Origin of the sequence: Reyranella sp., assembly GCF_965228225.1 — a bacterium.
Taxonomy (GTDB): Bacteria; Pseudomonadota; Alphaproteobacteria; order Reyranellales; family Reyranellaceae; genus Reyranella.
Window position 1 is genome coordinate 3906580 of sequence record NZ_OZ245801.1, and the last position, 19207, is coordinate 3925786.

20 protein-coding genes are annotated in these 19207 nt (G+C 66.9%); 11 read left to right on the plus strand and 9 right to left on the minus strand.

Translation table 11 applies throughout. The features are described 5' to 3' along the window. Positions 1–16: 16 nt before the first annotated feature. From ACO07K_RS18925 to ACO07K_RS18935, 3 genes are read left to right on the plus strand one after another with little or no spacing between them, the layout of a single operon-like run. The gene (locus ACO07K_RS18925; RefSeq protein ID WP_422030533.1) at positions 17–484 is read left to right on the plus strand and encodes a GNAT family N-acetyltransferase; all 468 of its coding nucleotides are present in this window, start codon (positions 17–19) and stop codon (positions 482–484) included. 17 nt (positions 485–501) lie between these two features. Beyond that, positions 502–1548, plus strand: coding sequence for an MBL fold metallo-hydrolase (locus tag ACO07K_RS18930; protein ID WP_422030535.1), 1047 nt, complete (start codon positions 502–504; stop codon positions 1546–1548). 20 nt (positions 1549–1568) lie between these two features. After that, the gene (locus ACO07K_RS18935) at positions 1569–3074 is read left to right on the plus strand and encodes an MFS transporter (protein WP_422030537.1); all 1506 of its coding nucleotides are present in this window, start codon (positions 1569–1571) and stop codon (positions 3072–3074) included. Here ACO07K_RS18935 and wrbA read toward each other — a convergent pair whose 3' ends face one another. Continuing rightward, on the minus strand, positions 3075–3674 hold the full coding sequence (gene wrbA, locus ACO07K_RS18940) for an NAD(P)H:quinone oxidoreductase (RefSeq protein WP_422030539.1): 600 nt from the start codon (positions 3672–3674) through the stop codon (positions 3075–3077). Positions 3675–3725: 51 nt separating this feature from the next. Next, the gene (locus ACO07K_RS18945; protein ID WP_422030541.1) at positions 3726–4610 is read right to left on the minus strand and encodes a pirin family protein; all 885 of its coding nucleotides are present in this window, start codon (positions 4608–4610) and stop codon (positions 3726–3728) included. A 91-nt stretch (positions 4611–4701) separates the two neighbouring features. Here ACO07K_RS18945 and ACO07K_RS18950 point away from each other — a divergent pair, with 91 nt between their 5' ends. After that, positions 4702–5595, plus strand: coding sequence for a LysR family transcriptional regulator (locus ACO07K_RS18950; protein ID WP_422030543.1), 894 nt, complete (start codon positions 4702–4704; stop codon positions 5593–5595). Between the two features lie 3 nt (positions 5596–5598). Here the strand turns inward: ACO07K_RS18950 and ACO07K_RS18955 are convergent, their stop codons facing one another. Both ACO07K_RS18955 and ACO07K_RS18960 read right to left on the minus strand, forming a co-directional pair. Next, positions 5599–6864: a M28 family peptidase gene (locus ACO07K_RS18955; RefSeq protein ID WP_422030545.1), complete on the minus strand. Its 1266-nt coding sequence runs from the start codon at positions 6862–6864 to the stop codon at positions 5599–5601. 4 nt (positions 6865–6868) lie between these two features. After that, positions 6869–7747 (minus strand): LysR family transcriptional regulator, encoded by an 879-nt coding sequence (locus ACO07K_RS18960; protein ID WP_422030547.1) that lies wholly within the window; start codon positions 7745–7747, stop codon positions 6869–6871. Between the two features lie 116 nt (positions 7748–7863). Here ACO07K_RS18960 and ACO07K_RS18965 point away from each other — a divergent pair, with 116 nt between their 5' ends. The 5 genes from ACO07K_RS18965 to ACO07K_RS18985 all read left to right on the plus strand — a co-directional run bounded on the left by ACO07K_RS18965 (position 7864) and on the right by ACO07K_RS18985 (position 12420). Beyond that, positions 7864–8628, plus strand: coding sequence for an amino acid ABC transporter ATP-binding protein (locus ACO07K_RS18965; RefSeq protein ID WP_422030549.1), 765 nt, complete (start codon positions 7864–7866; stop codon positions 8626–8628). A gap of 28 nt (positions 8629–8656) precedes the next feature. Next, a complete protein-coding gene (locus ACO07K_RS18970) occupies positions 8657–9463 on the plus strand; it encodes an ABC transporter substrate-binding protein (RefSeq protein ID WP_082752152.1) in 807 nt (268 codons plus the stop codon). A gap of 89 nt (positions 9464–9552) precedes the next feature. Continuing rightward, on the plus strand, positions 9553–10218 hold the full coding sequence (locus tag ACO07K_RS18975) for an amino acid ABC transporter permease (protein WP_298313337.1): 666 nt from the start codon (positions 9553–9555) through the stop codon (positions 10216–10218). After that, positions 10218–11474, plus strand: a complete 1257-nt coding sequence (locus ACO07K_RS18980; protein WP_422030551.1) for a M20/M25/M40 family metallo-hydrolase — start codon at positions 10218–10220, stop codon at positions 11472–11474. Before ACO07K_RS18975 ends, ACO07K_RS18980 begins: the two co-directional genes overlap by 1 nt. Before the next feature lies 1 nt (position 11475). Next, positions 11476–12420, plus strand: a complete 945-nt coding sequence (locus tag ACO07K_RS18985) for an arginase family protein (protein ID WP_422030553.1) — start codon at positions 11476–11478, stop codon at positions 12418–12420. A gap of 214 nt (positions 12421–12634) precedes the next feature. On the opposite strand, the gene ACO07K_RS18990 is transcribed toward ACO07K_RS18985, so the two are convergent. Together ACO07K_RS18990 and ACO07K_RS18995 are read right to left on the minus strand one after the other, a co-directional pair. Next, a complete protein-coding gene (locus ACO07K_RS18990; protein WP_422030555.1) occupies positions 12635–13420 on the minus strand; it encodes a dienelactone hydrolase family protein in 786 nt (261 codons plus the stop codon). Between the two features lie 54 nt (positions 13421–13474). Further along, entirely contained in the window at positions 13475–14452 is a 978-nt protein-coding gene (locus tag ACO07K_RS18995; RefSeq protein WP_422030557.1) for a Bug family tripartite tricarboxylate transporter substrate binding protein, read from the minus strand. Between the two features lie 60 nt (positions 14453–14512). Between ACO07K_RS18995 and ACO07K_RS19000 the strand changes: the two genes are divergently transcribed. Continuing rightward, positions 14513–16195 (plus strand): N-acyl-D-amino-acid deacylase family protein, encoded by a 1683-nt coding sequence (locus ACO07K_RS19000; protein ID WP_422030559.1) that lies wholly within the window; start codon positions 14513–14515, stop codon positions 16193–16195. An 18-nt stretch (positions 16196–16213) separates the two neighbouring features. On the opposite strand, the gene ACO07K_RS19005 is transcribed toward ACO07K_RS19000, so the two are convergent. The 3 genes from ACO07K_RS19005 to ACO07K_RS19015 form a co-directional block, all read right to left on the minus strand. Continuing rightward, positions 16214–16522 carry an RNHCP domain-containing protein gene (locus tag ACO07K_RS19005; protein ID WP_422030561.1) on the minus strand — a complete coding sequence of 103 codons (309 nt, stop codon included), beginning with the start codon at positions 16520–16522 and terminating at the stop codon, positions 16214–16216. Between the two features lie 87 nt (positions 16523–16609). Beyond that, complete coding sequence (locus ACO07K_RS19010; RefSeq protein WP_422011132.1) at positions 16610–16840, minus strand: bacteriocin; 231 nt, start codon at positions 16838–16840, stop codon at positions 16610–16612. A gap of 330 nt (positions 16841–17170) precedes the next feature. After that, positions 17171–18118, minus strand: a complete 948-nt coding sequence (locus tag ACO07K_RS19015; RefSeq protein WP_422030563.1) for an OmpA family protein — start codon at positions 18116–18118, stop codon at positions 17171–17173. Between the two features lie 222 nt (positions 18119–18340). On the opposite strand from ACO07K_RS19015, the gene ACO07K_RS19020 reads away from it, so the two are divergent. After that, positions 18341–19189, plus strand: coding sequence for a TauD/TfdA dioxygenase family protein (locus ACO07K_RS19020; protein WP_422030565.1), 849 nt, complete (start codon positions 18341–18343; stop codon positions 19187–19189). Positions 19190–19207: the final 18 nt, after the last annotated feature.

Below are 19207 nucleotides of genomic sequence, written 5' to 3' on the forward strand. Positions count from 1 at the left end.
CCTGGCCAGCGTTTCCGTGGGCGACGAGGCCGCCCTCCTCGCGCTCAACAACGACCATGCCGTCGAGCTCTCCTGGCTCGACGCCCCGCGGCTGCGGAATCTTCTGGGGCAAGCCTTCTACGCCCGTCGCGCCGGCACCGTCGCCGCCTTCCTCATCGCCTTCGACCAGGACGCCGACTACGACAGCCCCAACTACCTCTGGTTCCGCGAACGCTATCCGCGCTTCGTCTATGTCGACCGCATCGTCGTCGCCCCGGCCATGCGCAAGCGCGGCCTGGCGAACCGCCTGTACGATGATCTTTTCCGCAATGCCACCGCCGCGGGCCACGACCTAGTCGTGTGCGAAGTGAACTCCGATCCGCCCAACCCGGCATCGGACGCCTTCCACGCGGCGCTCGGGTTCGCCGAAGTGGGCCATGCCGAGATCCATGGCGGCGCCAAGACCGTGCGTTATCTCGCCCGTTCCCTCGTCCCGGCACTCTGACACAGGAGGCGTCCCTCATGTCCGACCTCGCCGCTGTCGATTCGCTCACCGTCGACGTCATCACCGACAATGTGAGCGACACCTATGCCAGCAAGCCCGCGTTCGCGCTGTCGGAGATGGCCAACATCCTGAAGGCCGGCGCGAAGGAGATTTCCGGCGAGACGCTGCTGGTGGCCAATCTCGGCTACGGGCTGCGGCTCAGGACGAAAATCGGTCCGAGGCAGCACACGCTGCTGTTCGACACCGGTACGGAGGGTACCGCCTTCCTCCGCAACTGCCGCAACATGGCGATCGATCTCGGCGAGGTCGAGGAGATCGCCGTCACCCATGGCCACTGGGATCACATGGGGGCGCTTCCCGCAGCGCTCGACGCCATCGCCGCCCGCCGCGGGCGGGAAAGTGTGGCAGTCCACGTCAATCCCGACATGTTCAACGAACGGGGCGTGCTGCTGCAGGACGGCACCATCTTCCCGGCCGCCCGTGTCCCCACACCCGCGCAGATGGAGGCGCAGGGCGCGCGCGTCGTCAACGACGGCCAGGCCCGCACGCTGCTCGACGGTCACTTCTGCTACAGCGGCGAGATCCCGCGGGTCAGCGCCTTCGAGAAGGGCCGCGAGGACCATCTCTGCCGCAAGGACAATTCCGAGGAGTGGCGGCCCGACCCCTTCCTGATGGACGAGCGCATGCTGATCGTGAACGTGCGCGATCTCGGCCTCGTCGTGTTCAGCGCCTGCTCGCACGCGGGCATCGTCAATGTCTGCACCGAGGCGAAGCGCCTGTTCCCCGACATCCCCATCCACGCCGTGATGGGCGGCCTGCATCTCGGCGGCGTGATGGAGCGTCTCATTCCACAGACGGTGGAAGCCCTCGCCCCCTTCGACATCGGCTACTTCATCACCGGCCACTGCACCGGATGGCGCGCCTTGCATGCGCTGGCCAACGCCTATGGCGACCAGGTCAGCCAGTCGGCCGTCGGCACGAGCTACACGTTCGACGCCCGCGTGGCCCCGGCCGCCCGCGAGACCCGGGCGTCGTCGAGATTCGAAGCCAAGCCGACCTGGTGATGTCGCCTTCTCCCGGTCCGTTGTCCCTCCGTGCTCTGAGGGCTGCCGCTTTCGAGGGCCGGGAACCGCCGCCCCTGCAGGCGGTCGCGCGCCTGTCCTCCTATCGCTGGTTCGTCGTCGGGACGGTCTGCATCGGCGCCGTCATGGGGCAGGTCGATGCCAGCATGACCCAGGTGCTGCTGCCGCGGCTCGAGGTCGAGTTCGGTGCCCGCCTCAGCAGCGTGAGCTGGGTCGCCGTCGCCTACCTGCTCGCGCTCGCCTCGTTCATGCCGGTCTTCGGGCGGCTCTCCGACATGTTCGGCCGCAAGCTCCTCTACACCGCGGGATTCCTGCTCTTCATCGCGGGCTCGGCCCTGTGCGGCTACGCGACGACTCTGCCGTGGCTGATCTTCTTCCGCGTGCTGCAGGCGATCGGCGGCGCGCTGATCACCGCCAACAGCGTCGCCATCGTCGTGATGATCATGAAGCCCGAGGAGCGCGGCCGCGGCCTCGGGCTGCAATCGGCGGCGCAGGCGGTGGGCCTTGGCGCCGGCCCGGCGATCGGCGGCTTCATCCTCGACACGCTGGGCTGGCAGTGGGCTTTCTGGATCAATGTGCCGCTCGGAATCGCGGGCGCAATCCTGGGCTGGTTCGTGCTTCCCCAGACGGGCAATCCATCCAAGCATGAACGCTTCGACTGGCGCGGCGCGATCCTGATCGCGCCGGCGCTGACGGGCTTCGTGGCGGCGCTGAACGAACTGCACGCGCTCGGCCCGACCTCGCCGATCCTGTTCGCCTGTCTCCTGGTCGGCATCGTCTGCGCCTACCTGTTCGTGCGCACCGAGCATCGCACCTCGGCGCCGCTGCTCGACCTCGCGCTGCTCACCAAGCCCGCCTTCCTGCTGGGCAACTTGGCGAACTTCGCGTCCTACGCCACCCTGTTCGGCGTGTTCTTCCTCGTCCCCTTTGCTTTGGTGCGCATCTATCAGGACACGGCCCTGGCCGCGGGTCTGCGCCTGTCGATCCTGCCGGTGATGCTGGGTCTGCTCGCGCCCGTGGGCGGCATGCTCTACGACCGGCTCGGCGCCCGGGCGCCGACCTGCTGCGGCATGCTGATCTGCATCGCAGGACTGGCGATCCTCTATGTCTGCCTCGATGGCGTTGCTGCGAATCTCTGGCTGGTCACCCTGTCGCTTGCGGTGATCGGCGTCGGCCAAGGCCTCTTCATCTCACCCAACAGCAGCGCCATCATGTCCGCGGCCCCTGCCGGCGAAACCGGCCAAGCGGGCAGCGTCCTGAACGTGATGCGCATGCTCGGCATGAGCACCGGCGTCGCGGGCGCTTCGACTCTTCTCGCACTGTCGCTGGGCGGAAGCAGCGGCAGCACGCTCGACCTTCCGGTGACGGCGCTCGTCGCAGCCAGCCGCGACGTCATCCTTCTCCTGGCCGGCCTGGCCGCTCTGGCCGGCCTGATCTCGCTGATCCGACCAGGCGGCGCCGCAGGTCGCGACGCCGCTGGCGGGAATCGGGATCCCGTCGTCGAATGATCAGGCGGAGAGCTTCTTCGCCGTCTCCGCGATCCGGCGGCCCTGGTAGCGGGCGCCGGCCAGTTCGTTCTCCGAGGGCTGTCGCTGGCCGGTGCCGCCGGCGATCGTGGTGGCGCCATAGGGGCTGCCGCCGGTGATCTCGTCGAGCGTCATCTGGCCGGCAAAGCCGTAGTCGAGGCCAACCACCACCATGCCGAAATGCAGCAGGTTGGTGATGATGGTGAAGAGCGTCGTCTCCTGACCGCCATGCTGAGTCGCCGTCGAGGTGAAGGCGCCGCCGACCTTGCCGTTCAGGGCGCCCTTGGCCCACAGGCCGCCCGCCTGGTCGAGGAAGCTCGCCATCTGCGAGGACATGCGACCGAAGCGCGTGCCGGTGCCGATGATCACCGCGTCGTACTCGGCGAGATCCTCGATCTTGGCGACCGGCGCCTTCTGGTCGAGCTTGAAATGCGAGGCCTTGGCCACCGCTTCCGGCACGGTCTCGGGCACGCGCTTGATGTCGACCTGGGCGCCGGCCTCACGGGCACCAGCGGCGACGGCTTCCGCCATCGTCTCGATGTGGCCGTAGCTCGAATAGTAAAGAACGAGAACCTTGGTCATGTCTGTCTCCAGTTGTCGGTCGAGGTTGAAGGGTTGAAGGAAAGGGAAAGGTCAGGCCGCGATCCGGCCCATGCGGCCGGCGTGGTAGTCGCGGACTGCGCGTTCGAGCTCGTCGATCGAGTTCATCACGAACGGCCCGTGGCGCAGGATGGGCGCATCGAGCGGATCGCCGCCGACCAGCAGGATCTCGCTGTCTGATTCGGCGGAGATTTCGAGACGGTCACCCGGTGTCAGTCTTGCGAGCTGGCCCGCTTCGATCCGACGGTCGTCGCCGCCGATGCGGGCGGCGCCCACCATGACATAGAGGCCGAGTTCGGCAGGCCCGCCCACCGCAAGATCCGCCCGGGCGCCCTGCTTCAGGGAAGCGTGCACGACGAACGGTGCACCCGATGTCGCGATCGGCCCCGTGAGATCACCGAGCGTGCCGGCAACGACCCGCACCAGCACGCGCCCATCGTCAGCGAGAAGGGTCGGAATCTCCGATGCCGTCACATGTCGATAGGCCGGCTCCGCATGCTTGCCGCCCTTGGGCATGTTGATCCAGAGCTGGACGCCATGCACATGGCCGCCCTCGCGCCGAAGCTGCTCGTCCGGACTCTCGTCGTGAACCACGCCGCGACCGGCGCGCATCCACTGGACCTCGCCCGGCCGCATGCTGCTGGCATTGCCGAGACTGTCCTTGTGGGTCTGGCTGCCTTCCAGCAGCAAGGTGAGGGTCTCGATGCCGGCATGCGGGTGCGCCGAGGCACCCTTGGCCTCGCCTGGCCGGACATCGATCGGGCCGAACTGGTCGAGGAAGATGAACGGGCCGATCGCCTCGTAGGCATTCGACGGAATGGCGCGGCGCACTTCGAACCCGTCGCCTTCGAGGGTCCGGAACGCCTCATGGATGGAAACGAGCTGGCGCCTGCTTTTGCTGATGGTCGAAGCCGTCATGGCCGCCCTCCTTGGTACGACGGCTATGTAGGCGCTGCCGGTTTGCCTGAAAATCCGTATAATATTGAATGATCTTTTCAGTAATTTAGAAATGACGACGACGCCCGGCACGCCCTCCTTCGCCCAGCTTCAGGTCCTGCTCGCCGTGGTCGATGCCGGCAGCTTTGCCGCGGCAGCCCGACGCCTCAACCGCGCGACCTCGGCGATCACCTACGCCATCGACAATCTCGAGGCCCAGCTCGGCCTGCCGCTGTTCGACCGGGTCGCCACCCGCAAGCCCGAGCTGACCCAGGCCGGCCGGGCCGTGCTGGCCGAGGCCCGCGCCGTGACCCACGGCGTCGACATGCTGCGCGCCAAGGTGAAGGGCCTGCTCGAAGGGCTGGAGGCCGAAGTCTCGCTCGCGGTCGACGTCATGCTCCCGACCGCCCGTCTCGTCGACGCACTGCAGGCCTTCCAGACGACCTTCCCGACCGTACCCTTGCGCCTTCATGTCGAGACGCTGGGCGCGGTCACGCAGCTCGTTCTCGACGGCACGGCGAGCATCGGCGTCAGCGGTCCGAACGTGGCGGCCGACGGCACCGAGAGCATCGCCATCGGCGGCGTCCGGCTGGTGCCCGTCGCCGCGCCCTTCCATCCCCTGGCGCGTCTCGGCGGGCAGGCGCGAGGGGCCGCGCGCGAGCACATCCAGCTCGTCCTGAGCGATCGCTCGAAGCTGACCGAGGGCCAGGATTTCGGCGTGGTCGGCCCCAAGACCTGGCGGCTCGCCGATCTCGGCGCCAAGCACGCGCTGCTGCTGGCCGGAGTCGGCTGGGGCAGCATGCCGGCGCCGATGGTGACGGGCGACATCGAGGCCGGCCGGCTGGTCGAACTCGATCTCTCCGACTGGTGGGCGGCGACCTATCCGCTGCGTGTCCTGCACCGCATCGACACCCCTCCCGGCCCCGCCGCCCAATGGCTGATCGAGCGCTTCAAGAGTCAGGTGTAGCGTCTAGCTCCGCCACCTCGCGGCTTCTTCCGGGTCGGCATTGCAGGCGGCGGCGACCAGCGCGGCCGTCAGCAGCGTGGCTTGCCGCAGCTCGCTTTGCGCGACCTTGTCGCGCGTGTCGGCGGGCGTCAGCACGACACGCAGATGGGCGTTGGGATCGTCGAAGCCCGCGACCAGACGGATCGCCGGGATGCCCCCCGCCGCGAAGTTGGCGTGGTCGGAATTGGTCATCAGCGGCCGCACGGTGCGCAGGGATTGACCATTGGCTTCGGCAACACCCAGCAGGAAAGGCTCGACGCCGGCAAAGCCGCTGGTGAGGGCGGCGAGGTTGGGGCTGCCCGCCACCGAATCGAGATTGACGTTGAGCGCGATCTTTCCTCGCTCGGCATCGCTCAGCGCCTTCACATATTGTGCCGAGCCGGTCAGCGCCCATTCCTCGACGCTGAAGAACATCACCCGCAGCCCGCGCCGCCATCCGGCCACTTCCGGCGACAGCGCCCGCGTTACCGCCAGCACGGCAGCGAGGCCGGTGCCGTTGTCCATCGCGCTCTCGGCCAGGTCGTGGCCGTCGACATGCGCCGACAGCACCACCCAATCGTCGGTCTGGCCTGGATAGTCGAAGACCAGCGTTTCGGTCTCGGCCGACCCTTCCGCCGTCTCGATGGCGATCGTGACGGACGGAAAGCCGGTCGAACGGCGGGCCAGCTTCGCCGCCGTCTCGGGCGAGATGCCGAGCGCGGGAATGCCCTCGCCGGAGTCGCGGCCCGAGGAGCCCGCCACCACGTGGCCCGCCAGCGGACCGCCGATCAGGAATCCCACCGCGCCATGGGCGCGCGCCATGTCGTACTTGCGGCGGCGATGGATCGTCCCGGCCGCGAACATCAGCTCGTGCCGCACCAGCACGATGCGTCCCGCGATCTCGGCCTTGTGCGCCTCGAACTCGTCGGGCGTGCCGCGTCCGAGATCGATCACCTCGGCGGTGAGGCCCGGTGTCGCGATGGTGCGAACCAGAGGATGGCACGGCGCAAAGCTCCCACCCGGCAGCTCGAGCGTGGCCGCCTTGGCCTGCCAGCCATTGTAGGGCACCGGAATCGACCGGCCGGAATTGGCCGGCGAGGCCGCCCGCACCCTCTCACGCAGCAACGCGAACGCCTTCTTCTCGCTCTCGGTGCCCGAGAGGCGGCCGCCGCAATCGCAGATGTCGTTGAAGTCGCGCCACAGCGCCTCGTCGGCCGCGAGGCGGCCCATCAGGTTGGCGTCGAGACGCATCCATTCACCCTTTCAGTTTGTCGTCGAGCATGTCGAGGAACGCCGTCGCCAGAACCGACGGTTCGCGGTCGCGGCGGTGGAAGGCGCCGATGTCGTAGGTCACGGCGGGTTCGAAGGGCCGCGTCACCAGGCCAAGATGCTCGAAGCAGCGCGCCGACAGCGGATCGACGATCGACCAGCCTGCACCGGCCGCGACGAGGCCGCAGAGGCTGGCGAAGAACTCGGCCTCGACCACGGCATTGATCGATACGCCCGCCGCCGAGAAGACGCTGCGGATGCGGTTTGGAACCTGATGCGACCGCGCCGGCATCACCATCGGATACGGTGCGAGCAGTTGCGGCGTCAGAAGCTTGCAGGCGGCGAGCGGATGGCGCGGCGGCAGGATCGCGACGCAGCGCATCGCGTAGCGACGGACCTCGACCTGGCTGTCGTCAATCGGCAGCTCGGCGATACCGATGTCGAAGCTCTCGGTCGGCAGGAGCTGGCTCACCACGTCGGAATGGCGCGAGATCAGACGCACCGCGACCCCCGGACGCTCGGCCAGGAACTGCGCCACGAGATTGGGCAACAGGGAGATGGCGGCCGAGGGGTGGCTGGCGATCGACAACCGGCCCGACTGGCCCTCGCGGATCTGCACGGTCGCGGCCTCCAGCCGGTCGACCTCACCCAGCACACGGCTTGCTTCCGCATAGAACAGCATACCCTCGGGGGTCGGCTTCAGCCGGCCGTTGGCGCGCTCGAACAGAGAGAAGCCGACCGCCTCCTCCAGACGCGCGATCTGGGTGCTGACCGCGGGCTGGGTCACGCCCATGGCCCCCGCGGCGGCAGTCATGGAGCGGTGGTCGACCACCGCCCGGAAGGCTTCGAGAAGCTTGACGTCCATACTCTATAATCAGCCGTTATCGTTTGTTCTGCCCGTACTGCCTCCACTTCCTAGCAAGACTCTTGCCGATACAAGAGGTGGATAAGGAGCGGCATAGGAATTGCTTATGGGATGACATGAGCAATCCCAGCCCCCTCATTCTCGCGGACGGCATCACCAAGCGCTTTGGCGCCAACCAGGTACTGACGCGCGTGTCGCTTGAAGTACTGGAGCGCGACGTTGTCTGCGTCGTGGGCCCGTCGGGCTCAGGCAAGACCACGCTGCTTCGCTGCCTTGCGCTGCTGGAAGAGCCGAGCGAAGGCCGCGTGGTGATGGAGGGCGTGCCCATTTCGACGCCAACGCCCGACAAGCAGGTCAAGGCCGCCGCGCGCGACGTGCGCTCCGAGATCGGCATGGTCTTCCAGCATTTCAATCTCTGGCCGCACATGTCGGTGCTCCAGAACCTGATCGAAGCGCCGATCCGCGTGAAGAAGATGCCCAGGGACAAGGCCGTCGCCATCGCCGAGGCGCTGCTGAAGAAGGTCGACCTGTTCGAGAAGCGCGACGCCTATCCGGCGCGCCTCTCCGGCGGCCAGCAGCAGCGCGTGGCGATTGCCCGCGCCTTGGCCATGTCGCCCAAGGTCCTGCTGTTCGACGAGGCAACCAGCGCGCTCGATCCCGAGCTGCGCCGCGAGGTGCTGGCCGTCATGCGCCAGCTCGCGCGCGAGGGCATGACCATGCTGGTGGTCACGCATGAGATGGGCTTCGCGCGCCATGTCGGCACGCGCACCGTGTTCATGGATCGAGGCGAGATCGTCGAGGCGGCGCCGGGTTCGGCCTTCTTCGATGCGCCGCAGACGGAGCGCGCCCAGCGCTTCCTGCAGCAGTTCGCGGACGAGTGATGGGGAAGGTCAACAAGGGAGACCGATGATGGGTGTAGCAAGGATATTGGGTGCGCTCGCGCTGGCCGGCACGGTTGGCGCATTTTCGATCACGGGCGCGGAAGCGCAGCAGACGCAGTCGCGTCTATACGAGGTGACCAAGAGCAAGAAGCTCAGGGTCTGCCAGTTCCCGCTCTACTATTCGATCTCGTTCCGCAATTCCAAGACCGGTGAGATCGAGGGCATCGACGCCGACCTGGCGAAGGAATTCGCCAAGGAACTCGACGCCAAGCTCGAGATCGTCGAGTCGAGCTTCGGTTCGTTCATCGCCGACCTGCAGGCCGGAAAGTGTGAGATCGGCATGTTCGGCGTCGGCGCCACGATGAAGCGCGGCCAGGCCGTCGAATTCTCCAAGCCCTACCTGCTGACCAACCTCTACGCGGTCACGCGCAAGGACAGCAAGATCAAGGAGTGGAAGGACATCGACCAGAAGGGCGTGAAGGCTGCCGTCTCTCTGGGCAGCTACATGGAGCCCTTCATGAAGGGCTACGTGAAGAACGCCGAGGTCGTCTCGGTGGCGCCGCCCAACACGCGCGAGGCCGAGCTGGTCGCGCAGCGGGTCGACGTCATCATCACCGACTTCCCGACCGCCATCAAAGTGACCGACGAGTTCGACTGGGCGACCTACATCCTGCCCAACGAGAAGCTCGCCATCACGCCCTACGCCTACGTCGTGCCGCAGGGCGACCAGATCTGGCTGAACTACGTCAACCTGTTCGTCGACACGATCAAGCTCGACGGAAGGCTGCTGAAGTACGCCAAGAAGCACAAGCTCGACCCGATCGTCGCGCCGTAATCGGCGTTCGCTCATTGGAGCGCGCCACTCCAGTGGCGCTCATCATCAAGGAGTGCGCCACTGGAGTGGCGCGCTCCGCCGAGGCTTGAATGTTCAAGTACCAATTCCGCTGGGACACGGTCTGGGGAAGCTTCGACTTCCTGATGGGCGGCCTGCAGATGACGCTGATCATCTCGGCCATCACGCTGGTGCTGGCGATGATCGGCGGGCTGATCATCGCGCTGCTCGACATGTCGCGCTTCCGCGCCCTGCGCTGGATCGGCATCTCTATCGGCGAGGTCGTGCGCAACACGCCGATCCTGGTCCAGCTCCTCTGGGTCTACTACGTGCTGCCGATCGTGTTCGGCGTGCGCATTGAGGCGCTCGTTGCCCTGATCATCGGCCTCGCCCTCTACCAGGCGTCCTTCATCTCCGAGGTCTACCGCTCCGGCATCCAGAGCGTGCCCAAGGGCCATCGCGAGGCCGCGCAGGTGCTGGGGCTGACGCCGCTTCAGTCGTTCAACCGCATCGTGCTGCCGCAGGCGATCCGCATGACACTGCCACCGCTCGCCTCCAATTTCGTACAGCTCATCAAGTTCTCGTCGCTGGGCGCCGTCATCTCGGTGAGCGAGATCACCCGCCGCGGCATGGAACTTTCGGCCACCAACTTCCGGCCGCTCGAAACCTTCACTTTCATTGCCGTGGTCTACTTCTTCATCTGCTGGCCGCTCGCCATGGCCATCCGCTTCTGGGAACGAAGGCTGCAGGCTCGCTGATGTCGTCGAAAATCCGTACCGAACTGGCGCGCCGCGTCGAGGGATCGCTCGACCGCCTCATCGCCGTGACGCAGCGGCTGGTGGCCGTGGCCTCGCCCAACCCGCCGAGCGACACCTTCGACGTGGCCGCGGTGGCCGAGGCGCTGCTGCGCGAGATTCCCGGCATCGAGATCGAGCGGGTCGAGCCCGTGCCGCGCATCGTCTCGCTGATCGGGCGCATCCGCGGCCGCGCGCCCGGGCGGCGCCTGATCTTCAACGGCCATCTCGACACCTTCCCGCTGCTCGAGAACCTGCCCTGGACCGTGCCGCCGCTGGGCGGCGTGCTGAAGGAAGGCAAGCTCTATGGCCGCGGGGTCTGCGACATGAAGGGCGGCATCGCCTGCTCGCTGCTGGCCGCCTTGCTGCTGGCCGAGAACCGCGATGCCTGGGACGGCGAGATCGTGCTCACCCTGGCGGGCGACGAGGAGAACATGGGCTCGCTGGGCTCGGGTTACCTGCTCGAGCACTTTCCGCATGCCGCCGGCGACGCCAACATCTGCGGCGATGTCGGCTCGCCCAAGGTCGTGCGGTTCGGCGAGAAGGGCCTGATGTGGGTCGAGATCGAGACGACTGGCTCGCCGGCCCACGGCGCCCACGTCCACAAGGGCACCAACGCCATCGACCGGCTGCGCACCGCACTCGACTACCTGAAGCAGCTGGAGGACGTGCCCTTCCAGTCGCCTCCGGTCGTGACCAACGCGATTGGCAAGGCCAAGCCCATCTCCGAGCCCCTGTCGGGCACCGGCGAGGCCGACACCTTGTCGAGGGTCACGGTGAACATCGGCACCATCGAGGGCGGCACTTCGCCCAATCTCGTGCCCACGCAGGCGATTGCCCGCGCCGATATCCGTCTGCCGGTCGGGGTCACAACCGACATGCTCGCGGCGAAGCTCGACGAATGGTTGGGGCCGCTCGACGGCGTGAGCTGGAAGGCGATCCGCCGCTTCGAGCCGTCCTTCACCGATCCCGGCCACGAGATCGTGACCCGCACCGCCTCCGTCGCCGCCGAAGTGCTGGGCGAGACACCTGCCGTCAACATGAGGGTCGGCGGTTCGGACTCGCGATGGTATCGCCTGTTCAACGTGCCGACCGTGGTGCTGGGCCTCACGCCCTTCAACATGGGCGGTGCCGACGAGTATGTGCTGGTCGACGAGCTGCTGGCCGTCGCCAAGATCCACACACTGGTCGCCTACGATTTCCTCTCCGCGGAGCCCTGACATGGACCGTCTGTCCGACGACGAGCTGTTCACCCTGCCCCTGACCTTCATGGGCGTGCCCTACGGACGGCCGGGTCCGGCGAACAAGGCCGCGATCCTCGGCATTCCGTTCGATTGCGGCACCAACATGCGCATCGGCGCGCGCGGCGGCCCCGATTCGGTGCGCCAGCAGTCGCAGTTGATGCGGCGCTTCAATCCGACCAATGCCGATTTCGATCCGGCGAGCGCGCTGGGCCTGGTCGATTGTGGCAACGTGAAACTCACGCCCTCGAAGATCGTCGATGCCTTCGAACGGATCGAGCAGGCCGCCGATCGCATCGTGGAGGCCGGTGCCGTGCCGATCACCATCGGCGGCGACGGCTCGGTCACCGTTCCCGTCGCGCGCGCCGTCGGCAAGAAGTATCCTAAGATGGCGGCGCTCCACATCGACTCGCACACCGATTCCTATCCGTACGGCTCGGAGGAGAAGTACAACTCCGCCACCCAGTTCACGCATGTCGCCGAGGAAGGCCTCGTCGATCCGGAATTCTCCTGGCATGTCGGCATTCGCAGCACGACCTACGCGCAGGGCGTCGTGCCGCGCGCCATGAGCCTCGGCTATAAGGTCGTGTCGATCGACGAATTGATCCGTGGCGGCTTCGCCCAGCGCATGGCGGAGTTCCGCGACAAGGTCGGCAAGCGGCCGGTCTATCTCTGTTTCGACATGGACGTGTTCGATCCCTCGTGTGCGCCGGGCGTGTGCACCCCGTCCTGGGGCGGCCTCAGCGCCCGTGAAGGCATCGACCTGCTGCGCTGCCTCACGGATCTGAATATCGTCGCCGTCGACGTGAACACGGTGAGCCCGCCGCAGGACGTCAACGGCATGGCCGCCCACCTCTGCTCGCATGTGATCTACGAGACTCTCGTGCTGCTGTGCCGGCAGATGGGGCTGGCCGACGCCCATTAGTTAATGGGCACGACCTCATCCTGAGAGTCTGGCCGGAAATGAAAGCAGCTGAAACAACAGGCTATGAAGAGCCCCGATAGCCTCAGCCTGAGGAGCATCGCGCAGCGATGCGTCTCGAAGGGTGGGAACGCGCACCTTGCCTGTTGCCCATCCTTCGAGACGGCCGCTGCGCGGCCTCCTCAGGATGAGGTTATTGGTGGGGAGATTCAGCGCGCTACCGCAGGTACTTCGCGAAGAACGCCTTCGTCCGCGCCTCGGCGTCGGGAGCGGCGACGGTGTCGTAGGAGAGGTGATGCTGTTTGCCAGCGGCGCCAGGCACGGTGCGGTCGGCAGCTTTCGAATCGAAGCTGTGATAGGCGTTGGGGTAGTAGACCGCCTCGACGAGGCCGCTGCGCTGCAGGCCCGACACCAGGCTGCGGCAGCGATCGGCTGGCGTCCAGTCGTCCTTGTCCCCGGCCAGTAGCAGGACCGGAATGTCGATGCCGCCATCGAACTTCGGATTGCAGCCCGGGTAATAGGCGACACCCGCGGCCAGGCCGCGTTGCGCCAATCCGAAATTCTTCTGCGACGAACGTATGACCGTCGAGCCGCCATGGCTGTGGCCGATGATACCGATCCTGCCCTTCACCACATCGGGCCGCGTCGCCAGATAGTCGAGCGCGCCCGCGATGTCGGCCACGCGCATGTTGGATGTCACCACGTTGGGCGTCGTACAGACCGCCTTGGTGCCGCGCGGACCGAACGAATCCGGCGCCAGCACCAGATAGCCCCAGCTCACCAGCAGCTTGCCCCAGGCATCGGTGTGCCGGTTCGTGCCGGCGCAACTATGGGCCAGGATGATCGCCGGGAATGGGCCCTCGCCCGATGGCTTGTAGATCCACCCGTTCACCTCCGGTCCGGCCTGGCTGCTGCCGACAGTGACGCTGGGAAAGCTCACGGACTGAGCCCCGGCAGGCATGCCCAAGGCCAAGAACAGGACAATCACGAGCAAGCGGATCATGTCGCACCTCATCCGCCGGGGGCGCGCCACTCCAGTGGTGCGCCCCCGGCAAGATCACTCCGGCTGGATGCCCGCCAGCTTGGCGATTTCCGCCCAGCTCACCAACTCCTTCTTGATCCGCTGGGCAAAGGCATCCGGCGCCTCGCCGCCCGGCAGGCTCGACAGGTCCCGGATCTTGGCCTGCATCTCGGGCTCGGCCAGGACCGCCACGACATCGTCGCGCATGCGGTTGGCGAGCGCGGGCGACATCTTGCCCGGGCCGAACAGCGCGAACCACGCCGTCGTGTCGACGCCCGGCACGCCCGCCTCGGCGATGGTCGGGATGTCTTCCAGGCCCGGCAGCCGCTTGGTGCCGCTCACCGCCAGCATGCGCAGGGTACCCGCCCGGTGGTGCGACATCACCGTGAGCGGGCTGGTGAAGCCCACCGGGATGTGGCCGCCGGCCAGCTCCTGCATCATCGGCGCGGCGCCCTTGTAGGCCACGTTCTCGATCTTCAGGCCGCTCTTCACCCGGAACAGCTCGCCCACCATACGGGTCGTATTCTCGGTGCTGCCGAACTGGTACTTGCCGGGATTGGCCTTTGCCGCCGCCATGAACTTTTCCATCGAGTCCATGCCGGCCTTCGGCGAGCCGACCAGCGCGAGGGCGCCCTCGATCAGCGGCGTGACCGGCGTGAAGTCGCGTTCGGTGTCGTAGGGCAGGACCTTGGTGGTGTAGGGATTGATCGTGTGGGCGCTGGTGGTGACCAGTAGCGTGTAGCCGTCGGGCGGGGCCTTGGCGACGATCTCGCTGCCCAGGATGCCGCTCGCGCCACCCTTGTTGTCGATGATGACGGTCTGCTTCCACTTGTCCGCCAGCCGCGGGATGATCAGGCGCGCCACGAGATCGGTGCCGCCACCCGCCGGATAGGGTACCACCACCCTGACCTGCTTCGTCGGATAGTCCTGCGCGCGGACGATCGCCGGCGCCATTGCGAATGCCGCGCCCGCCGTGCCCGCGGCCACGAAGCCGCGTCGCGTCATGCCTGTCATGCAATCCTCCCGTTCCATTTCCTTGGCGACAGACTAGGGTCAATTTGGGAGGAAAAAAACATGTTCGATCTGGTCATCAAGGATGCGGAAATCCACGACGGTTCGGGCGCCCAGCCCGTCCGCGGCGACCTCGGCGTGAAGGATGGCAGGATTGCCGCCATCGGCCCCAAGCTCGGCGCCGCCCGGGAAACGGTTAAGGCCGACGGGCTGGCGCTGGCGCCGGGCATCATCGACGGCCACACCCACTACGACGCGCAGATCACCTGGGACCCCTTCGTCGATCCCTCGCCGGCGCTGGGCGTCACCACGGCCATCCTGGGCAATTGCGGCTTCACCATCGCGCCCTGCAAGCCGGCCGACCGCGACCTCACCATGCGCCACCTCACCCACGTCGAGGGCATGTCGCTCGACGCCCTGCGCGCCGGCATCAACTGGGGCTTCGAGAGCTTCCCGCAGTATCTGGACATGCTGGAGAAGAACGGCGTCGGCCCCAACGTCGCCTGCTTTGCCGGCCACTCCGCGATCCGCACCTTCGTGATGGGCGGCGACGCCACCGAGCGCGTGGCCACGTCGGATGAGGTCGCTCGGATGGCCGACCTGGTGCGCGAGGCCATGGCGGCCGGTGCCATCGGTTTCGCCTCCTCGACGTCTGAAGCCCACAATGGCGAGGGCGGCACGCCGATGCCGTCGCGTCTGGCCGACGACCATGAGCTGCGCACGCTGGTGAAGGCGATGGGCGAGCGCGGCACCGGCGTCTACATGCTGACCAAGGGCCGCACGACCACGATCCCCTATCTCGAGGAGCTGGCCGCCGAAGCCAACCGCCCGGTGGTGATAGCAGCCCTGTTCCATTCCAACACGAACCCCGAGGCCGCCTTCACCACGCTCGACCAGGTGAACGAAGCCCGCGCCCGCGGCCGCACCCTGGTTGCGCAAACCTCCTGCTGCCCGCTCAGCATGGATTTCACCTTCCATAGCCCCTACCTGTTCGAGAGCATGCAGGCGTGGAAGCCGGCGATGGCCGCGCACGATCCGGCGGAGCTCAAGAAGATCTATCGCGACCCGGCCTGGCGCGTCTCGGTGCGCGAGGAGCTTTTAGCCAAGCGCGGCCGGCTGCTGTTCAACGGCGAATGGGACAAGCTGTTCGTCGTCGAGACGGCGAAAGACGAGAACCGCACGATGGAAGGCGCGACGCTCGGCGAACTCGCCAAGCAGGCCGGCAAGGACCCGCTCGACTTCATCCTCGACTTCGCCCTGTCGGAAAACCTCGACACGATGTTCGTGGCGCAGCTTCTGCACAATGACGACGAGGCCGTCGGCCGCATCCTGGCCGATCCCAACACCCACATCTCGCTGAGCGACGCCGGCGCCCATCTCACCTTCTTCTGCGACGCAGGCTTCGGCCTGCACCTGATGGGCCATTGGAGCCGCGACCTCGGCGTGCTCGACCTGCCGAACGCCGTGCACCGCCTGACCGGTCAGCCGGCGAAGCTGTTCGGCATCCAGGATCGCGGTCTGCTGCGCGAGGGCCTCGCCGCCGACCTGATGCTGTTCGATCCGAAGACCGTGGCACGTGGCCCCAAGCGTCGCGCGCACGACCTGCCAGCGGGTGCTGCGCGCCTCACCGCCGGGGCGGTCGGCCTGCACGGCGTCTGGATCAACGGCAATCGGGCCGCCGACGAGACCGGCTTCTGCGCCGACCCGTCCTCGCGGCCCGGCAAGGTGTTGCGGTCCTTCGGCTGATTCTTTCCGCAGGCGCGGTCAGGACATCGCCCGCCGGCGGGCGACTTCGACCAGGGCGCGCGAACTGTCGGCGGGGGAAGATTTGTTGCGCTTCACCTGGCCGCATTTCAGGCATCTGTGCACGATGACGTAGCGGCCGCGCGCCTGTTCGACCGCGACCGGCTCCATCATCCCGCCGCAGTCGGCGGCCCGGTCTCCGGGATTCTCGTCGACGTGCTTGCTGAACAGGCAGGCCGGACAGTGGTTGGTGAATCCGTTTCCCTCAACCTCGGCGCCACAGCGCTCGCAGGTGAAATTCTCGATGTTGCGCGCAAAAAGACGGGCCATGCCCCAGTTTCGCACTGCCCCTGGACCGGCGCACACGAAAAAGGGTGGGCACCCGATGGCACCCACCCCGGCGGTCGAAAGCGGTCTTTAGCGGTAGTAGCCGTCGTTGCGCGGCGTGGTCGCGGCGCCGATGGCCGCACCACCCAAGCCGCCGACGACCGCACCGGCCACCGGGGAACCCATCGTGGAGCCCACCACGGCGCCCGTGCCGGCGCCGATCGCACCGCCCGTCAGGGCGCGATCCGTCGGATTGTTTCCGCAGGCGGCGACACCCAGGCCGAGCGCCGCAACGATCGCGATATTGGTGAACTTCAGCATGAGAGTCTCCTGCGCATGAATTGTTAGCGACAGAACGACTGGAGACGCTGCTCGGTTGCGTTCACGGAATCGCGCGCAGGCAAGATCACCGGCCGACCACGACTACGCTGCTCACGGGCGACCGCGCAAAATGGAAAAGCCGGCAATCGTCCGGATTGTCGGCCTGGATCTAACGAAGATGGGAAAGATAGAAGGTCTCCGATTGCAGCCGACGCCACTCGGGGAGAGGGGTTGGAAGGCCGCAACCGGAGGGCCGGACGGTGAGGTCCGGCTTCCTTCTAACGCGCGCCGCACCGGCCCGTTGCCGGTGCGGCGAACTCGGTCCTCGCCTTACTGGATGACGATCTCGACGCGGCGGTTCTGCGGCTCGCGGACGTTCGGGCCGGTCTGCACCAGCAGGCCCTGCTCGCCACGGCCAACCACCGCGATCGCGGTCGCCGGCACGCCTTCGCGCACCAGCGCGTCCTTGACGGCGTTCGCGCGACGCAGCGACAGCGCCATGTTGTAGGCCGGCGTGCCCGACGTATCGGTGTGACCCGTCGCCGTGATGCGGGCATTGCCCTTCGTCTTGTAGGCGCCGGCAGCCTGGCGGATGGTGGTCAGGGCCTGGTCGCTCAGGTTGGCGCGATCCCAGTCGAAGAACACCATGAAGGACGGCGGCGCGACCATCGTCGGAGCCGGCGGCGGCGGCGGCGGCGGCGAGACGAACTTGTAGGTCACGCCCGCCAGCGCGAGGATGTTGTTGTTCTGGAAGCTGACATTGCCGAACGGCGTGTTCACGCTCGGGGTGGTCGTGCCGACATAGCGGCCTTCGATGAGGAAACGAAGCTGCTCGTTCACATTGTAGGCGACGCCAACCATGCCTTGATAGGCGAACTGGGTGCTGCCAAGCGAGGAATTGCTGTCGATGAAGGCGACGCCGGCACCGGCGCCGATATAGGGCGTGATGACCGAGGTCGGCATGAAGTCGTACAGCACGTTGGCCATGACGTTCAGCTGGCCGACCTTGCCGTTGATCGCCGTGCCCGGGATGTTGGCCGAGGTCGGGATCTGGCCGTAGCCCACCTCCAGCTCCAGGCGCGGGCCGACGAAGTCATAACCGGCCTTGCCGCCGACGGACCACCCCGTCCAGGTGCTCGCATTGGAGTCCGAGCCAATGAACCAGGCGGCACCGCCGCCCGCACCGATATAGAAGCCTTCCTGCGCATTGATTGACTGCGCCTGGACCGCTGCCGGCGCCAGAGCCACGAATGCCGCTGCTGCAATGAGTTTCTTCATTCCAATTTCCCCGCTCAATTAAGGAACCACCAACCGACAACTCCCCTGCCTCGATTTGGTTGCATTGCCGCCCCACTCGCCGCGCCGAGGCCCCCAAGTGGTGCAGATCGGCAACAGCAGGCGGTACGGCTTCGAACGGCCAGAACCCGCATCATTCGCCGCGCGAAAACGCCGGCCGGCCCCGCCTTGCAGGGTCGATGCACCGACCTCATCATCGCCGCCATGAACGATTACCGACGCATCACGGTCTCTCCGATCGCCGGCGCCCTCGGAGCGGAGATCGGCGGGGTCGACGTGAGCGTCGGCCTCGACGACGAGACGGTCGTCGAGATCCGCCGGGCGCTGCTCGAACATCTGGTGATCTTCTTTCGTGGCCAGAGGCTCGACGACGCCAGCCACAAGGCCTTCACCCGGCGCTTCGGCGACATCTTCGTCCATCCCAATTTCAACACCGGGGCCGGCGATGCGGAAATCGTCCGCGTCGTGCGCGCACCCGGCGATGAACGCATCGTCGGCGAGGAATGGCATTCCGACACCACGATGATGCCGGAGCCGCCGATGGGCGCCATCCTCTATGCGCTCGAGGTTCCGCCCTTTGGCGGCGACACGCTGTTCGCCAACCAGTACCTCGCCTACGAGAGCCTGTCCGACGGCATGAAGGCGATGCTGGTCGGCCTGCGCGTCGTGCACAGCGACATCCGCGTCGCCGGTCCACAGGTCGGACTGAACGCGCGGCGCTCGATCAAGGTGCGGGAGGACTCGAACTGGCGCCCGACGGAGAGCCTGCATCCGGTCGTGCGAACGCATCCCGAGACCGGCCGAAAGTGCCTGTTCGTGAACCACTCCTATTCATGCCGCTTCGAGAACATGACCGACCGCGAGAGCAGACCGTTGCTCGACTTCCTCATGGATCACGGTCACCGGCCGGAGTTCACCTGCCGCTTCCGCTGGGAGGCAGGCTCGATCGCCTTCTGGGACAATCGCTGCACCAAGCATCTGGCGATCCACGATGCCGGTCCGTTCCACCGCCGCATGCAGCGCACCCAGATCGCGGGTGACGCCGTCGTCTGACCGACGACGGCGCCAGGT